This is a genomic window from Pseudomonas sp. WS 5503 (genome assembly GCF_012985385.1).
GTDB lineage: Bacteria > Pseudomonadota > Gammaproteobacteria > Pseudomonadales > Pseudomonadaceae > Aquipseudomonas > Aquipseudomonas paracarnis.
This window is the reverse complement of the sequence record NZ_JAAQWI010000001.1, coordinates 834,272-851,263: the sequence shown is the minus strand read 5'-3', so window position 1 is coordinate 851,263 and position 16,992 is coordinate 834,272. Positions and strand designations below refer to the sequence as shown.

The 16,992-nt window shown below is 61.5% G+C and carries 15 protein-coding genes and 1 pseudogene; 9 read left to right on the top strand and 7 right to left on the bottom strand.

The genetic code is table 11. The annotated features are described in order from the left end of the window. The first annotated feature begins 3 nt into the window (after positions 1-3). From lepB to tadA, 8 genes and pseudogenes are all read left to right on the top strand, one after another. The gene (lepB, locus tag HBO10_RS04095; protein ID WP_003188855.1) at positions 4-858 is read left to right on the top strand and encodes a signal peptidase I; all 855 of its coding nucleotides are present in this window, start codon (positions 4-6) and stop codon (positions 856-858) included. 144 nt (positions 859-1,002) lie between these two features. Beyond that, on the top strand, positions 1,003-1,692 hold the full coding sequence (gene rnc, locus HBO10_RS04090) for a ribonuclease III (protein WP_003188856.1): 690 nt from the start codon (positions 1,003-1,005) through the stop codon (positions 1,690-1,692). Next, on the top strand, positions 1,685-2,587 hold the full coding sequence (era, locus tag HBO10_RS04085) for a GTPase Era (protein ID WP_005785147.1): 903 nt from the start codon (positions 1,685-1,687) through the stop codon (positions 2,585-2,587). The genes rnc and era overlap by 8 nt, the downstream gene beginning before the upstream one ends. Positions 2,588-2,782: 195 nt before the next feature. Next, complete coding sequence (recO, locus tag HBO10_RS04080) at positions 2,783-3,472, top strand: DNA repair protein RecO (protein WP_034128656.1); 690 nt, start codon at positions 2,783-2,785, stop codon at positions 3,470-3,472. A gap of 51 nt (positions 3,473-3,523) precedes the next feature. After that, positions 3,524-4,267: a pyridoxine 5'-phosphate synthase gene (gene pdxJ, locus HBO10_RS04075; RefSeq protein ID WP_034128655.1), complete on the top strand. Its 744-nt coding sequence runs from the start codon at positions 3,524-3,526 to the stop codon at positions 4,265-4,267. A 26-nt stretch (positions 4,268-4,293) separates the two neighbouring features. Continuing rightward, a pseudogene (locus tag HBO10_RS31210) lies at positions 4,294-4,380 on the top strand (outer membrane lipoprotein carrier protein LolA); the annotation flags it as partial. A 116-nt stretch (positions 4,381-4,496) separates the two neighbouring features. Beyond that, the gene (locus HBO10_RS04070) at positions 4,497-5,879 is read left to right on the top strand and encodes a multicopper oxidase family protein (protein ID WP_034128713.1); all 1,383 of its coding nucleotides are present in this window, start codon (positions 4,497-4,499) and stop codon (positions 5,877-5,879) included. After that, complete coding sequence (gene tadA, locus HBO10_RS04065) at positions 5,879-6,370, top strand: tRNA adenosine(34) deaminase TadA (RefSeq protein ID WP_034128654.1); 492 nt, start codon at positions 5,879-5,881, stop codon at positions 6,368-6,370. The genes HBO10_RS04070 and tadA overlap by 1 nt, the downstream gene beginning before the upstream one ends. 117 nt (positions 6,371-6,487) lie before the next feature. On the opposite strand, the gene cmoB is transcribed toward tadA, so the two are convergent. From cmoB to lon, 5 genes are all read right to left on the bottom strand, one after another. Beyond that, entirely contained in the window at positions 6,488-7,444 is a 957-nt protein-coding gene (gene cmoB, locus HBO10_RS04060; protein WP_034128653.1) for a tRNA 5-methoxyuridine(34)/uridine 5-oxyacetic acid(34) synthase CmoB, read from the bottom strand. Beyond that, entirely contained in the window at positions 7,441-8,184 is a 744-nt protein-coding gene (gene cmoA, locus HBO10_RS04055; protein WP_034128652.1) for a carboxy-S-adenosyl-L-methionine synthase CmoA, read from the bottom strand. Before cmoA ends, cmoB begins: the two co-directional genes overlap by 4 nt. Before the next feature lie 36 nt (positions 8,185-8,220). Next, positions 8,221-8,877, bottom strand: coding sequence for a lysoplasmalogenase (locus HBO10_RS04050; protein WP_034128651.1), 657 nt, complete (start codon positions 8,875-8,877; stop codon positions 8,221-8,223). 1 nt (position 8,878) lies between these two features. Further along, positions 8,879-9,268, bottom strand: coding sequence for a protease inhibitor I42 family protein (locus HBO10_RS04045; protein ID WP_019817667.1), 390 nt, complete (start codon positions 9,266-9,268; stop codon positions 8,879-8,881). 202 nt (positions 9,269-9,470) lie between these two features. Then, a complete protein-coding gene (gene lon / locus HBO10_RS04040) occupies positions 9,471-11,891 on the bottom strand; it encodes an endopeptidase La (RefSeq protein ID WP_034128650.1) in 2,421 nt (806 codons plus the stop codon). A gap of 332 nt (positions 11,892-12,223) precedes the next feature. On the opposite strand from lon, the gene HBO10_RS04035 reads away from it, so the two are divergent. Continuing rightward, positions 12,224-14,560, top strand: a complete 2,337-nt coding sequence (locus HBO10_RS04035; RefSeq protein ID WP_034128649.1) for a bifunctional diguanylate cyclase/phosphodiesterase — start codon at positions 12,224-12,226, stop codon at positions 14,558-14,560. Between the two features lie 124 nt (positions 14,561-14,684). Here HBO10_RS04035 and HBO10_RS04030 read toward each other — a convergent pair whose 3' ends face one another. Both HBO10_RS04030 and HBO10_RS04025 read right to left on the bottom strand, forming a co-directional pair. After that, a complete protein-coding gene (locus tag HBO10_RS04030) occupies positions 14,685-16,094 on the bottom strand; it encodes a pyridoxal-dependent decarboxylase (protein WP_034128001.1) in 1,410 nt (469 codons plus the stop codon). Between the two features lie 33 nt (positions 16,095-16,127). Beyond that, positions 16,128-16,973, bottom strand: coding sequence for a 2OG-Fe(II) oxygenase (locus HBO10_RS04025; RefSeq protein WP_034128000.1), 846 nt, complete (start codon positions 16,971-16,973; stop codon positions 16,128-16,130). Positions 16,974-16,992: the final 19 nt, after the last annotated feature.

Here is a 16,992-nt window from a genome sequence, read left to right as displayed (position 1 = left end):
CCTATGTCACTAAATTTCCCGCTGTTGCTGGTCATTGCCGTTGCCGTCTGTGGTCTCCTGGCGTTGCTCGATCTGGTGTTCTTCGCCCCGCGTCGTCGGGCGGCCATCGCTTCCTATCAGGGCAGCGTCAGCCAGCCCGATGCGGTGGTGGTCGAGAAGCTGAACAAAGAGCCCTTGCTGGTTGAGTACGGCAAGTCGTTCTTCCCGGTGTTGTTCATCGTGCTGGTGCTGCGCTCGTTTCTGGTAGAGCCGTTCCAGATCCCTTCGGGGTCGATGAAACCCACCCTGGACGTGGGCGACTTCATCCTGGTGAACAAGTTTTCCTACGGCATTCGCCTGCCGGTGATCGACAAGAAAGTCATCCCCGTGGGTGACCCGCAGCGCGGCGATGTGATGGTGTTCCGCTACCCAAGCGACCCGAACGTCAACTACATCAAGCGAGTCGTCGGCCTGCCGGGCGACGTGGTGCGCTACACCAGCGACAAACGCCTGTTCATCAATGGTGAGTCGGTGGCCGAGAAGCTGTTGGGCGCCGAGCCGAATACCTTGGGCAGCGCCGAGCTGTACCAGGAGAAACTCGGTGCGGTGGAGCACCAAATCCGCAAGGAAATGAGCCGCTACCGTGCGATGCCGGATGGCCAGTGGAAAGTGCCTGCCGGGCACTACTTCATGATGGGCGACAACCGCGACAACTCCAACGACAGCCGCTACTGGGATGACCCCAACATTCCCAAGGACCTGCTGGGCATGGTGCCCGACGAGAACATTGTCGGCAAAGCCTTCGCGGTCTGGATGAGTTGGCCGGAACCCAAGCTCAGCCACCTGCCGAACTTCTCGCGGGTCGGGCTGATCAAGTAATACAAGCGGCGCTGTGAACACAGCGCCGAATGCTTTTCTGGGGCTTGGACATTTTCCGATGCCCGGTACCCATCAGGATTTGAATTTGAACACTGCGTCAATCGTCGATGGCCGCCGGTGCCATCAACTAGATATGGATAAACCGTGACCGTTTCTCTAAGTCGTCTCGAGCGTCAGCTCGGCTACACCTTCAAGGACCAGGAATTGATGGTCCTTGCCCTCACACACCGCAGTTTTGCAGGGCGTAATAACGAGCGCCTGGAATTTCTCGGTGACGCTATCCTCAATTTCGCCGCCGGCGAGGCGCTGTTCGAGCGCTTCCCCCAAGCGCGAGAAGGCCAGCTTTCGCGCCTGCGCGCACGCCTTGTGAAAGGCGAGACCCTGGCCGTGCTGGCCCGAGGCTTTGGCCTGGGCGAGTACCTGCGGCTGGGTTCCGGTGAGTTGAAAAGCGGCGGTTTCCGTCGCGAGTCAATCCTGGCTGATGCGCTGGAAGCCTTGATCGGTGCGATCTACCTCGATGCAGGCATGGAGACGGCCAAGGAGCGCGTTGTCGCCTGGCTGGCCTCGGAAATCGAAAGCCTGACGCTGGTAGACACCAACAAGGATCCCAAGACCCGCCTGCAAGAGTACCTGCAGTCCCGCGGTTGCGAACTGCCACGCTACGAAGTGGTGGATATCCAGGGCGAACCCCATTGCCGGGTGTTCTTCGTGGAATGTGAAATCACCTTATTGAACGAAAAAAGCCGAGGTCAGGGTGTGAGCCGTCGTATTGCCGAACAGGTAGCGGCCGCTGCAGCACTGATTGCCCTGGGCGTGGAGAATGGCCATGACTGATTCAACCGCAACACGCTGTGGCTATGTTGCCATCGTCGGCCGCCCGAACGTGGGCAAGTCCACGCTGCTCAACCACATCCTCGGCCAGAAGCTCGCGATCACCTCGCGCAAGCCCCAGACCACCCGCCACAACATGCTGGGCATCAAGACCGAAGGCAACGTGCAAGCGGTGTATGTCGATACTCCTGGCATGCACAAAGGCGGCGAGAAAGCCCTGAACCGCTACATGAACAAGACCGCCTCGGCCGCGTTGAAAGACGTCGACGTGGTGATCTTCGTGGTCGACCGCACCAAGTGGACCGACGAAGACCAGATGGTGCTCGAGCGTGTGCAATACGTGACCGGCCCGTTGATCGTCGCGCTGAACAAGACCGACCGTATCGAAGACAAAGCCGAGCTGATGCCGCACCTGACCTGGTTGCAGGAACAACTGCCGAACGCCCAGATCATGCCGATCTCGGCCCAGCACGGCCACAACCTCGAAGCCCTGGAGCGCGTGATCGCCGGTTACCTGCCGGAAAACGAGCACTTCTTCCCGGAAGACCAGATCACCGACCGCAGCAGCCGCTTCCTTGCCGCCGAACTGGTCCGCGAGAAAATCATGCGCCAGATGGGCGCCGAGCTGCCGTACCAGATCACCGTCGAAATCGAAGAGTTCAAGCAGCAGGGCAAGACCTTGCATATCCATGCGCTGATCCTCGTCGAACGTGACGGCCAGAAGAAAATCATCATTGGCGACAAGGGCGAGCGTATCAAGCGCATCGGCACCGAAGCGCGCAAGGATATGGAGTTGCTGTTCGACTCCAAGATCATGCTCAACCTGTGGGTGAAGGTGAAGGGTGGCTGGTCCGATGATGAGCGTGCGTTGCGCTCTCTGGGCTATGGCGACCTGTAACGGGTTGCACAGTGACTGGCGGGCTTGCTGTGGCGAGGGAGCTTGCTCCCGCTGGGCCGCGGAGCGGCCCCAACAAGGTCGACGAGGTTTTTCAGGTATAACTCGGTGGCTGCTAGAGGGGCTGCTTCGCAGCCCAGCGGGAGCAAGCTCCCCTCGCCACACAAGCGCTCTTCTTCTTTAGAGATTCCCCGTCTCATGTCGCAATCCCCACCCCCCAGCCAACCCGCCTACGTCCTGCACAGCCGCGCCTACCGCGAAACCAGTGCGTTGGTGGACTTCCTCACGCCCCAAGGCCGACTGCGCGCAGTCTTGCGCAGCGCACGGGGCAAGGCGGGTACCTTGGCGCGGCCGTTCGTGGCGCTGGACGTGGAGTTTCGCGGCAAGGGCGAGCTGAAAAACGTCGGCCGCCTGGAAAGCGTTGGCACCTCGGCCTGGCTGAATGGCGATGCGCTGTTCAGCGGCCTTTACCTCAATGAGCTGCTGATCCGCCTGCTGCCCGCCGAAGACCCGCACCCGGCAGTCTTTGATCACTACGCTGCCACCTTGCTGGCCCTCGCTGAAGGCCGTCCGCTGGAACCGCTGCTGCGCGCTTTCGAATGGCGTTTGCTCGACGACCTTGGCTACGGCTTCGAACTGGCCAACGACTTGCACGGAGAGCCCATCGCCGCCGATGGTATGTATCGCCTGCAAGTCGATGCGGGGCTTGAGCGCGTGTACCTGCTGCAGCCCGGCCTGTTTCAGGGCACCGAACTGCTGGCCATGAGTGAAGCCGACTGGCACGCTCCCGGTGCGCTGTCCGCCGCCAAGCGCCTGATGCGCCAGGCCCTGGCCGTGCACCTGGGCGGGCGGCCGCTGGTCAGTCGCGAGTTGTTTCGAAAGCCCTGACGTCCCCGTGTATGCTGTGCACCGATTCTTTCCCTTTTCAGGAGCGCTTCCGTGACCACCAGCAATCGCATTCTTCTTGGCGTCAACATCGACCACGTCGCCACCCTGCGCCAGGCCCGGGGCACCCGTTACCCTGACCCGGTCAAGGCCGCGCTGGACGCCGAAGAAGCGGGCGCCGACGGCATCACCGTGCACCTGCGCGAAGACCGCCGTCACATCCAGGAGCGCGATGTGCTGCTGCTCAAGGACGTGCTGCAAACCCGCATGAACTTCGAAATGGGCGTCACCGAAGAAATGATGACGTTCGCCGAGCGCATTCGCCCGGCGCATATCTGCCTGGTACCGGAAACTCGCCAGGAGCTGACCACCGAAGGCGGTCTCGACGTCGCCGGCCAGGAAGCGCGGATCAAGGCCGCGGTGGAGCGCCTGTCGCGGATCGGCAGCGAAGTCTCGCTGTTTATCGACGCCGACGAACGCCAGATCGAAGCCTCCCGCCGCGTCGGCGCCCCGGCGATCGAGTTGCACACAGGTCGTTATGCCGATGCCACCACCCCGACCGAAGTGGCCGATGAGTTGCAACGCATCATTGACGGCGTGAACTGCGGGCTCAACGAAGGCTTGATTGTCAATGCCGGCCATGGCTTGCATTACCACAACGTCGAAGCCGTGGCTGCGATCAAGGGCATCAACGAACTGAATATCGGCCACGCCCTGGTGGCGCACGCGTTGTTTGTCGGTTTCAAAGGCGCAGTGGCCGAGATGAAAGCCCTGATTCTGGCCGCTGCGAAGCCCTGACCGCAAATTAACCTGTAGGAGCGAGCTTGCTCGCGAAGGTCGTTAACGATGACGCGGGGAGTCTGGCTCTCCGAGTTGTTCTCAGGTCTTTCGCGAGCAAGCTCGCTCCTACAGGTTTGAGCCATGTTTCATCTGTGCGGCAATGCGAAGCCTTACTGTTTAGCCGACGCAGGTGTATCGTATCAGCCCTTTGCGGGCCCTTGGCCTGCGGCAGATACGCGAGGTTGTTGTGTCCCGATCCTTTTCCCGTCGACAAATCCTGGGTGGTCTTGCTGGCCTGGCCGTAGTAGGCGTCGGTGCCGGCGGTGGCTACCGCTACTGGCTGGGGAAAGTCGCTGAGTCCGAGGCGGGGCACGATTACGAGCTGATCGCCGCGCCCCTGGACGTAGAGTTGGTACCGGGGCACAAGACCCAGGCCTGGGCGTTCGGCCCATCGGCGCCGGGCACCGAGTTGCGGGTGCGCCAAGGCGAATGGCTGCGGGTGCGCTTTATCAACCATCTGCCGGTCGCCACCACCATCCACTGGCACGGCATCCGCCTGCCGCTGGAAATGGACGGCGTGCCCTACGTCTCGCAATTGCCGGTGCTGCCTGGCGAATACTTCGACTACAAATTCCGCGTGCCCGATGCCGGCAGCTACTGGTATCACCCTCACGTGAGCAGCAGCGAAGAACTCGGCCGTGGCCTGGTCGGCCCGTTGATCGTGGAAGAGCGCGAACCCACCGGTTTCCAGTACGAGCGCACCTTGAGCCTGAAGAACTGGCACATCGACGAAGAGGGCGCATTTGTCGAGTTCAGCATCCCCCGTGAAGCGGCGCGTGGCGGCACGGCCGGGCGCCTCTCGACTATCAACGGCGTGCCCCAGGCGGTGATCGACCTGCCGGCTGGGCAAATCACCCGCGTGCGCCTACTCAACCTCGACAACACCCTGACTTATCGCCTCAATATTCCTGGCGTCGAAGCGCAGATCTATGCCCTGGACGGTAACCCCATCGAGCCGCGCCCGTTGGGCAAGGAATATTGGCTGGGCCCGGGCATGCGTATTTGCCTGGCGATCAAGGCGCCACCGGCGGGCGAAGAACTGTCGCTGCGCAACGGCCCGGTGCGCCTTGGCACCTTCCGCTCTGTCGCCAATACCGACGCGCCTACCGCATGGCCACCGGCATTGCCGGCCAACCCGGTTGCCGAGCCAGACCTGGCCAATGCCGAGAAACTCAACTTCAATTTCGAATGGGTCGGTTCAGTGTCGGTCAATGTCGAAAACGGCAAGCCGCCGAGCCTGTGGCAGATCAACGGCCAGGCCTGGGACATCACCGACAAGACCTGCGCCGACCGCCCCATTGCCAAGCTGGAGAAGGGCAAGAGCTACATTTTCGAATTGAAGAACATGACCCAGTACCAGCACCCGATCCACCTGCACGGCATGAGCTTCAAGGTGCTTGCGTCCAACCGCCACAAGGTGATCCCGTATTTCACCGACACCTACCTGCTGGGCAAGAACGAACGCGCCCGCGTGGCCTTGGTGGCGGATAACCCAGGGGTATGGATGTTCCATTGCCATGTGATCGACCACATGGAAACCGGCCTGATGGCCGCCATCGAGGTGGCGTGATGCGCCAGATTCGCCCCGCCGCGATTATCGACCGCAGCCGCGACCAGGACTTTATGCGCGAAGCCCTGGCGCTCGCCGCCCAAGGCGCTGCATTGGGCGAAGTGCCGGTGGGTGCGGTGCTGGTGCAGGACGGTGAAATCATCGGCCGCGGCTTCAACTGCCCCATCAGTGGCAACGACCCCAGCGCCCATGCCGAAATGGTCGCGATCCGCGCCGCTGCACAAGCGATCAGCAACTATCGGCTGGTGGGCAGCACGCTGTATGTGACGCTGGAGCCGTGCAGCATGTGCGCGGGTTTGATCGTGCATTCGCGGGTTGCGCGGGTGGTGTATGGCGCGCTGGAGCCGAAGGCGGGCATCGTGCAAAGCCAGGGGCAGTTTTTTACCCAGGGTTTTCTTAACCATCGGGTGTTGTTTGAAGGCGGGGTATTGGCCGAGGAGTGTGGGGCTGTACTGAGCGAGTTCTTCAAAGCCCGACGAGCTAAACCGTGATGATCGTTCCCACGCTCTGCGTGGGAACGCAGCACAGGACGCTCTGCGTCCCAAAGCGTGACGTAGAGCGTCACAAGAGGCATTCCCACGCAGAGCGTGGGAACGATCATAGTGGTGTCATTTACGAGCGATGATCACCGCCCGCATCGGCGCCGGCAGCCCTTCAATGGTCTTGCTGTGATCCTCAGGGTCCAGGAAATCACTCAGCGACTGATACTTCATCCACTGCGTTCCACGCTGCTCCTCAACCGTGGTCACGCTCACATCCACGCACCGCACATCACTGAACCCGGCCCGGCGCAGCCACAGCATCAACGCCGGTACCGAAGGCAGGAACCACACGTTGCGCATCTGGGCGTAACGGTCTTCTGGCACCAGCACTTGTTGTTGGTCGCCTTCCACCACCAATGTTTCCAACACCAACTCGCCGCCCTTGACCAGGGTGTCCTTCAACGCCAGCAAATGCTCGATGGGCGAGCGGCGGTGGTAGAACACGCCCATGGAAAATACCGTGTCAAAGCCTTCCAGGTTCGCCGGCAAGTCTTCGAACGGGAACGGCAAGTGCCAGGCCTTGGGCTCGGACAAGTAGCGCTGCACGGCCTGGAACTGGCAGAAGAACAGCCAGTTGGGGTCCACGCCAATCACGCTGTCGGCCCCGGCGCCGAGCATGCGCCACATGTAGTAGCCGTTGCCGCAGCCCACGTCGAGGATGCGCTTGCCCTTCAAGTTCAAGTGCGGCGCGACCCGCGACCACTTCCAGTCCGAACGCCACTCGGTGTCCACATGCACGCCGAACAGGTGGAACGGGCCTTTGCGCCAGGGGCTCAGGCCCATCAGCGCCGTGTGCATCTGTGCGCGGGTGGCGTCGTCGCAATCGGTGTCCAGCGCCAGGCCGTTGAGCAAATCTACGCTGTTGGGCTGGATCTTCGGCAATGCATCCAAGGCGCTCTGCCAGCGCTCCAGGTCGCCATGGCCTTTTTCCATCTTGCTATCGAGTTGCGCTTGCAGGCCCTGGGCCCACACGGCCAAAGGAGTGCCGACCAGGTGGCGGGCGAGGGGGGACAAATCAATCATGGCAAGGCAATCAACGAGGCAAAGTTAAGACACTGGAACCACGGCACGACTTTCGAGAACCCGGCCGCCAGCAGGCGTTCGCGGTGTTCTTCGAGGCTGTCGGGCTTCATGACGTTTTCGATGGCGCTGCGCTTCTGGGCGATTTCCAGCTCGCTGTAGCCGTTGGCGCGCTTGAAGGCGATATGCAGGTCGGTCAGCAGCGCGTGTTCATCAACATCGTTGAAGCGCAGCTTTTCCGAGAGGATCAATGCCCCGCCCGGCAGCAGCGCCTGGCGAATGCGCCCCAGCAACGCCAGGCGCTCCTTTGGGGCGATAAATTGCAGGGTGAAGTTCAGGGCCACCACCGAGGCGGGCTTGAATTGCAGGGCGAGAATATCGCCCTCGATCACCTCCACGGGCAGCAACTCTTGGAACATCGAGTCCTGGCCATTGAGGTATTCGCGACAGCGCTCGACCATCGCGGCGGAGTTATCCACGGCGATCACCCGGCAACCCTCGGTGCGTACATGGCGGCGCAGGGCTTGGGTCACGGCCCCCAGGGAAGAGCCCAGGTCATACAGTACGCTGTGGGGCTGGGCAAATTGCGCGGCCAGCACGCCGAGGTTCTCGACGATGGTGGGGTAACCCGGCACCGAGCGCTTGATCATGTCCGGGAACACCCGCACCACATCCTCGTTAAAGGCGAAGTCCGGCACCTGGGGCAGGGGCTGGGCGAATAGGCGATCGGGTTCTTTGCTCACGGTTGTTCCGGCGACGGTGGGGGAAAGGCCGGCATTTTAGCCAAGTTGGCCCTCGGATGCGCGGGTTGTCTGATGGAAAGCCGAGGCGGTGATGCCCCACTGTCCGAGCCAGTAGGTGGCGATCAGCAAATACGGCGCTGCCTCGAACGCCAGCACAAACCGATTGATGCCGATCAGCGCGTCGGAAACCACAAACGACACCGCACCCGCCGCCGCCAGCCATGCCGAACGTTTGGGCACCTCGCTGCCCAGTCGCGCCAACGCACGCCAGAGCATGGCGCTGATCACCAGTGCGTAAACCACCACCGGTATCAATAGCTCACCGAGGCCGTGGGAGATCAGGATGCTAAGCAAGATTGCGCCCACGCCGAGGGCCAGCACCAGCGGCAGCAGCGCCAAGCGCCGACAGTCACTGAAATAAGCTTTGAGATAGGCCAAATGCGCGAACAGAAACGCGCCCAGGCCAAAGATAAACAGGTCGCCTGGCCAGGCGAGCAACACGTCGCCCACCAGGGAAAAAATCAACCCCAGGCTAATCCAGCGTCGATACTCGGTGGGCGGCGCGTCATGCAGCCAACCCAGCAGCGCCAGCACCGGCAGTGGCTTGACCAGCAGGCACAGCAGCGTCGCATGGGTCGCCAAGCCATAGACAAAGGTGCCGGCGCCCATCAAGGCAAGGATCAGCCATGGCATATCAGTTCACCGTAATGGCGCAGTCAAAGGTTTCGACAGGTTCGGCCTCCGGCTCCCAAGGTTGCTGGGACGTCAGACGCAAACGCCCTTGCCCTGCGGCAAACGCCTGGAAGCGCCAGGTGGACTGGCCGCCACCGCCGATCACGCCGGACTCGGTGCTGCTGTAGACCTCGGGGCTCAAGGCGCGCAACACGCCGCCGGCGGAGTCCTGGATGGCCCAGCGGTAACCGGTGGTGGGGTTGCTGGGCAGGGTGAGGATCAGGTTTTGCCCGTTTTTAAGCTGGAGCGGGCAGGCGCTCTGGTTGTCCACGCTGACGTTTTGCTTGGGGGCACTGGCGCATGCGGCCAGCAAGACAAGGCTCAAGGGAAGAAGCAGGCGGGCAGCGGTCATGAAGGCTCCGTTAATACACGACGAAGGGGGAGCATAACCGAAGATGAGACAAGGTGTGACAAGGTGGGTTTTGCGTTGGCCGATCGTTCCCACGCTCTGCGTGGGAACGTTGCCTTGGACGCTCCACGTCCGCTTTGTGACGCGGAGCGTCACTGGATGTATTCCCACGCAGAGCGTGGGAATGATCAGGTCTGGATATTTATCAGAAGAGCACCTTCGCCACATCCGCAAACCGCTTGGCAAAGTGCACCGTCATCCCTTCCTTCAAATAGTCCGGCAACTCTTCAAAGCTGCCACGGTTGGGCTCCGGCAAGATCAACTCGTGAATCTTCTGGCGCCGCGCCGCAATCACCTTCTCGCGCACCCCGCCAATCGGCAGTACATGCCCGGTCAAGGTCAGTTCGCCGGTCATCGCCACGCCTTTTTTCGGCGGTTGGTTGCGGGCCAGGGACAGCAACGCACTGGCCATGGTCACGCCGGCACTCGGGCCGTCTTTCGGCGTGGCGCCTTCCGGCACGTGCAAGTGCACGAAGGCTTCGTCGAAGAACTTCGCATCGCCGCCAAACGACTTCAGGTTGGAACTAATGTAGCTGTAGGCGATTTCGGCGGACTCTTTCATCACTTCACCCAACTGCCCGGTGAGCTTGAAGCCGCGGTTGAGCGTGTGGATGCGCGTCGCTTCGATCGGCAAGGTGGCGCCGCCCATGCTGGTCCACGCCAGGCCGGTAATCACGCCGGTGCCGGACAGCACTTGCTCATTACGGAATACCGGCATGCCCAGGGAGCTTTCCAGGTCCTTGTTGCCGATCTTGATCACCGAGTCAGGCTCATCCAGCAGTTTTACCACCGCCTTGCGCACCAGCTTGCCCAGTTGTTTCTCCAACTGACGCACGCCGGCCTCTCGCGCATAACCGTCGATCAAGGCGCGCAAGGCGCCGTCGGTGATGGTCAGGCTGTTTTTGGCCACGCCGGCTTTTTCCAACTGCTTGGGCCACAAGTGGCGCTTGGCGATGGCGACTTTTTCTTCGGTGATATAGCCCGACAGGCGAATCACTTCCATGCGGTCCAGCAATGGACCGGGGATTGAGTCCAGGGTGTTGGCGGTGCACACGAACAGCACTTTGGACAGGTCCAGGCGCAGGTCCAGGTAGTGGTCGAGGAATTCGACGTTCTGCTCCGGGTCCAGGGTTTCGAGCAGCGCCGACGCCGGGTCGCCCTGGAAGCTCTGGCCCATCTTGTCGATCTCGTCGAGCATGATCACCGGGTTCATCACTTCCACGTCTTTCAACGCCTGCACCAGCTTGCCAGGCAGGGCGCCGATGTAGGTGCGCCGGTGGCCCTTGATCTCGGCCTCGTCGCGCATGCCGCCGACACTGAAGCGATAGAACGGCCGCCCCAGGGATTCGGCGATGGACTTGCCCACACTCGTCTTGCCCACGCCCGGCGGGCCTACCAGCAATACGATGGAACCGGCGACTTCGCCCTTGTAGGCGCCCACCGCTAGGAATTCGAGGATGCGGCTCTTGATGTCATCCAGGCCCGCATGGTGATTGTCGAGCACTTTGCGCGCGTGCTTGAGGTCGAGTTTGTCTTCTCCGTACACGCCCCACGGCACCGAGGTGGCCCAGTCCAGGTAGTTGCGCGTGACGGCGTATTCCGGCGAACCGGTTTCCAGGATCGACAGTTTGTTCAGTTCTTCATCAATGCGTTTTTTCGCTTGCGCCGGCAGCACTTTGCCTTGCAGGCGCTGTTCGAACTGTTCGACATCGGCGCTGCGATCGTCCTTGGTCAGGCCCAGCTCCTGCTGGATGACCTTGAGTTGTTCCTTGAGGAAGAACTCACGCTGGTGCTCGCCGATCTTGCGGTTTACCTCGGCGGAGAGTTCTTTTTGCAGGCGCGCGACTTCCACCTCTTTGCGCAGCATCGGCAGCACTTTTTCCATGCGTTTGAGCATGGGCACGCAGTCCAGCACTTCCTGCAGTTCATTACCTGTCGCCGAGGTGAGTGCCGCGGCAAAGTCGGTGAGCGGCGACGGATCGTTGGGGCTGAAGCGGTTGAGGTAGTTCTTCAACTCTTCGCTGTACAGCGGGTTGAGGGGCAGCAGTTCCTTGATCGCATTGATCAGCGCCATGCCGTAGGCCTTGACCTCATCGGTCGGCTCGCTGGGCTGGTGCGGGTATTCGACTTCCACCAGGTAAGGTGGGCGGTGGTGCTTGAGCCAGGTCTTGATGCGCACGCGGGTCAGGCCCTGGGCGACGAACTGCAGCTTGCCGTTCTCGCGGCTGGCGTGGTGCACCTTCACCAGGGTGCCGTACAGCGGCAGGGCGGAGGTGTCGAAGTGCCGTGGGTCTTCGGGCGGCGTGTCCATGAAAAACAGCGCAAGGGAATGGTGGTCGGATTTGCTCACCAGCTCCAGGGTTTCGGCCCAGGGTTCTTCATTGACGATCACCGGCAACACTTGTGCCGGAAAAAACGGCCGGTTGTGGATCGGGATGATGTAGACCTTGTCCGGCAGGTTTTGCCCAGGCAGGGCAAGGCCAGTATTGGACGAGGGGGCTTCAGCGTTTTCGGGGTCGGCGTAATCGTTGAGGTCGTAATCTGGAAATTCTTGCTGGTCGCTCATGGGGCACCTGCATCAGTAAGTATGCAGGTTAGATGGGGCGGGGTTGCGGTGGTTTCAATGGGGGGGCGTCGTTAGCAACAATTTGCATGAAATAACGGGAGAGTTGCGGTCAACGTACTTTACCCCTCCGCTTTTCGAACTGATCGTCAATAATGTGACGGCTAGACCCAGCTTTTATTGGGTTTACTTATCCCCAGTCCCAGCTAACCTGCTTTAATAAAATTCCCCATAAAAAAGGATGTTTTTTTGACGCCGGTTAGCAGTCGGCAGGGACGCGTATGACACAAGGAAAGCACGGCCAAGAGCGACGAGCGCGGCCCGAGGGCGCGGCCATGCACTGGCGCCACACGTTTCAGACCCGCATAGCCGGAGTGCTGGCGCTGTTGTTGCTGGTGGTCGTGGCCGCCACCTATTTTGCCGTGCACGCTGCCACCACCCGTGCGGTGGAGAACCAGGCCGACGTACAGTTGAACACCGGGCGTCAGGTGTTCGAGCGCCTGCTGGACTTGCGCGGGCGGCGCTTGCAGTACGGGTTGGACTGGCTCACCGCCGATGGGCCGTTCAAGCAGGCGGTGGCCGGCGGCCGGACGGTGCCGATCCTGGAGGCCCTGGGCACCCATGGCACCGGGGTCAGTTCCAGCGAAGTGGTGGTGCTGGGCCTGGATGACAGGGTCATGGTCAGTACCCTGCTGGTGCAGACGCGGGGCCAGTTGTTCCCGTATGCCGATGCCTTGCGCAAGGCGCGGCGCAGCGGCCAGCAAATGTTGATCGTCGCCATGGCCGGGCGCCCCTATTTGCTGGTGCAAAAAGATGTGCTCGGGCCTGTGCCGATCGCACGCGTGGTCATGGGCTTTCCCATGGACACGCAATTCGCCCATGAACTGCGCTCCATGAGCAACCTGGAGGTGTCGTTCCTCAGTGTGCAGGACGGCCATCTCGGTCAGCTGTTCACCACCCACCCTGGCAATTGGCGCCCAAGCATTATCAACCTCTTGCATGGCACGCAGGTCGATCCTGAGGCGAAGATCCAGCTGTTCCATGGCCAGCGTGTGCTCAGCCAGGTGTTGCCCTTGGCCAACAGCGGCGAAGGCGATGAAGTGCGTGTGTTGCTGCAAAGCCCGCTGGACCATGCGCTGGAATCCTTCGCGCCGCTGGACCGGCAGTTCATGGGGATTGCCCTGGCGGTGCTGCTGGTCTCGCTGGCGGTGGCATTATTCCTGGCGCGGCGAGTGTCACGCCCGCTCAATGCGCTGGTGCAAGCCGCTGAACGGATCGGGGCCGGTGACTACCGCACCCCGGTGCGGGTGCGCAGCCACGACGAGTTCGGCCTGCTGGCGCGGGCGTTCAATGCCATGCAAAGCGGCATCGCCCTGCGCGAACGGCAACTGGCCCACAATGCCTTGCATGACCCGCTCACCGGATTGCCCAACCGTGCCTTGGCCATGGAGCGCCTGGGCAGTGCGATCAGCGCACGGCGGTCGGTGGTGTTGCTGTACGTGGGGATTGAAAACTACCGAGTCATCAACGAAGGGTTTGGCCCCGAAGGTGTCGAGCACATGTTGTGCGAGGCCAGCCGCTGCTTGTCCAGCAGCCTGTTGGCCAGCGACACCGCCGCGCGCATCGCCGGCAGTGAGTTTCTGTTGTTGCTTGAAAACACCGAGATCGACTCTGCCGTGGCCCGCGCCGACCAGTTGCATGGGGCGTTGACCGAACCCCTGCGCATCGGTAATGACGAAGTGCGCCATGAAGTGAGCATCGGCATCGCCGCGTACCCTGCTGATGGGCAGCAGGTGGAAGAGTTGATCAACCGCGCGGCCATCGCCCGGCACGACGCGGCCAACCTGCCGGGGCATTTGCAGATCTACCAACCGGACCGCGACCTCGCCCACCAACGCCAGATCACCCTGATTCGCGACTTGCGCCGCGCCGTGATCGAAGGCGAGTTGTTCCTGTGCTACCAGCCCAAGCTCGACCTGCGGCACGGCCATGTGAGCCAGGCCGAAGCCTTGCTGCGCTGGCAACACGCGACGCTGGGGCAAGTGTCTCCCGGGGAGTTCATTCCTTTGGCCGAACGCACTGGCAGCATGGGTGCCCTGACCCTGTGGGTGATCGAGGAAGCCATCCGCCAGATTGCCGAATGGGCGCAGCGTGGGCTGGTTATCCAGCTGTCGGTGAATATCTCCGTGAACGACTTGGCGGATGATGACTTGGCCATTCGCGTCACTGCGTTATTGGCCCAATACCACGTGGGCGCCGAGCATTTGATTTTCGAGATTACCGAGAGCGCCATCATGCACAACCCGCAGCAGGCCCTCAGCGTGCTGGAGCAGTTGCGCAATTGCGGGATCAGCCTGTCGGTGGATGATTTCGGCACCGGTTACTCGTCCCTCGCCCAATTGCAGCGCCTACCGGTGCAAGAGCTGAAGATCGACCAGTCCTTTGTGCGCAACCTCGACAGCACCAGCGGCGACGGCGTGATCGTGCGCTCCACCATCGAGATGAGCCATAGCCTGGGGCTCAAGGTGGTCGCCGAGGGCGTGGAGTTCGAACACAGCCTCACCTTGCTCAAACGCTGGAACTGCGACACGGCCCAGGGCTACCTGATCAGCCGGCCGCTCAATGCCATGGCGTTCGAGCGGTGGATGCGGCGTGAGCAGGTGCCAACCTAGACAGTTTGACTGTGGCGAGGGAGCTTGCTCCCGCTGGAGTGCGAAGCGCTCCCAGGATTTTCGGGCCGCTGCGCAGCCCTGCGGGAGCAAGCTCCCTCGCCACAGGGGGCTACTTTGGCTGCGTTCAAGCGACCAGGGCTTGCAATCGCACCCACAACCTTTGGACATGCTGATGCTCGGTGCCCAGCGCGCCGATGGACACCCTCACCATCCAGCGCTCATCGAGGATGGCGGGGGTGACGTAGGCATCGCCTGACTGGTTGAGTTTTTCTGCCCAGGCTCGCGTGTGATGGTCCAGTGCCTGGCCTTCCAAACCCGGCGGTTCATGGCGAATGCACAGGGTTTGCAAGGCGGGCGGGGCCACCAGTGTCCAGTGCTCAGTGGCTTCGATCTGCTCTGCCAGCCAGCGCGCATTGGCCAGGTCTCGCCGCAACCGCGCTTGCAGGCCGCTGACGCCTTGCTCGCGTATCAGGAACCACAACTTCAAGGCGCGGAAACGGCTGCCCAGGGAGATCCGCCAGTCACGGTAGTTTCGCACTTGGCCGTCTGCGCTGGACTGCAGGTAACTCGGGTTGGTGGTCATGATGCGAATCAAATGCTCGGGGTCGCGCACGAAGTACACCGAGCAATCGAAGGCCGCGCCCAGCCATTTGTGCGGGTTGAGCACTAGGGAGTCAGCCTTTTCGATGCCATCCCACAAGGCCCGGCATTCTGGCAGGATCATTGCGGCGCCGGCCATGGCCGAGTCCACATGCAGCCACAGGCCGTAGCGTTGGGTGAGGTCGCCAATGGCCTCCAGGGGGTCGATCGCCATGGCGGCTGTGGTGCCGGTGGTGGCAATCACCACGCAGGGCGTGTTGCCGGCGGCCAGGTCCTGTTCGATGGCGTGCGCCAGTGCCTGGGGCGACATTGCATGGTGTGCGTCGGTGGCGATGGTGCGGATATGGTTCTGGCCGAACCCGGCCAGGATCGCCGCCTTGTTGACCGAGCTGTGGGCATGGGCTGAGGTGTAGACGATCAGGGGCGCGCTGCTGTTTTGCAGGCCGTTGTGCATCAGCGCGTAATCGGAGCTGCGTTCCCGGGCGCTGATAAGCGCCACCAGCGTGGAGGTGGACGCAGAGTCCTGGATCACACCGCTCCACGTGTTGCCCAGGCCGAGCATGTCGCGCAGCCAGTCAGTGGTGACTTCCTCTATTTCGGTGAGAGCCGGACTGGATTGCCAGGACAACCCAATCACACCCAGGCCGGTGCTCAGGCAATCGCCCAGCACTGAGGACAGTTCCACATTGGAAGGGAAGAACCCGAAGAAACTGGGATGCTGCCAATGCAGCAAGCCGGGCATGATCAGTTTTTCGACGTCGCCCATGATCTGTTCGAACGGTTCGGCGGTGTCAGGCGGGCTGGCCGGCAGGGCAGCTTTGATCTCGCCAGGTCGGGTGGTGGGCTGCACGCCGCGTTGTTCGATGTTCTGTCGGTAGTCTGCAATCAGGTCGATCATGGCATAGCCATGTTGGCGGAATTCTTCGGGGGTCATAGATAAACGTCCATGTGCACGAGCAATAAAGTATTAGCACCAGAAGTAAAACGGTTCGCCGGGGGTATAGCCGATAAACGACTGCATGCTGACGCGTTTTCCCGAATCGAACCCGCAGATGGCGTGGGGGCGGCGGGTATTGATGAGCACCAGTTCGTTCTTGCGTGGGCGGATGCGCAGCGGTTTTTGTAAACACTGTTCGGGCAGTTGGGCACCCTCGAAGCGCTTGACCTCGTCATAGCTAAAAGCTTGGGTATCCCAGATGATCAGCTCGCCCCCCGAAGGCGGTGTTTGCAGGTAGATATTGGCGCTGAATTGATGCTGCAGTTCAGCGATTGTGCGGGGCAGGCAATCCACATGGGGCACCGTTTCCGAGAGGTGCGCCGTCTCCGGGAACATGACGCGGATGATCCCGCAAAACATCGCTTGGCCCTGGAACGAAGCGGCTGTTGCACCTTGCGGCCAGAGCGCCTGGAACTGTTCCATCAGTTGTTGAATGGGCGGTTTTTGCGGCGCACAGAGGCTGTCGATAAGGCCGCGCATACGGGCCGCGTCTGCATAATATTTTTCTTGGGCGTCACCGCCGGCGGCCTTGCCGTACGTGGAGTTGAACGGGGTGCCCCAGCGATGCACACCATAGAAGTGCTGAACGACGCGCCCCTCTTCGTAGGTTTCATGGCCGTAGTGTTCCAGGGTGGCGGTATCGTCGATGGCCTGAATCAACCGTGCGCTGGTGGTTGCGTTGGCAAATTCAGGTACCCGAATGGCAAGCACTTGGCCACTGATGAGTTTTTTCAAACTTGCAGTATTGAGGTGTTCAAGTTCCAGGATTTTTGTGGGGGTGGAAAGAATCGGTTTTGTAGCGACATGGTCCGTCATGCAGTGAAGCTCCCTTTAA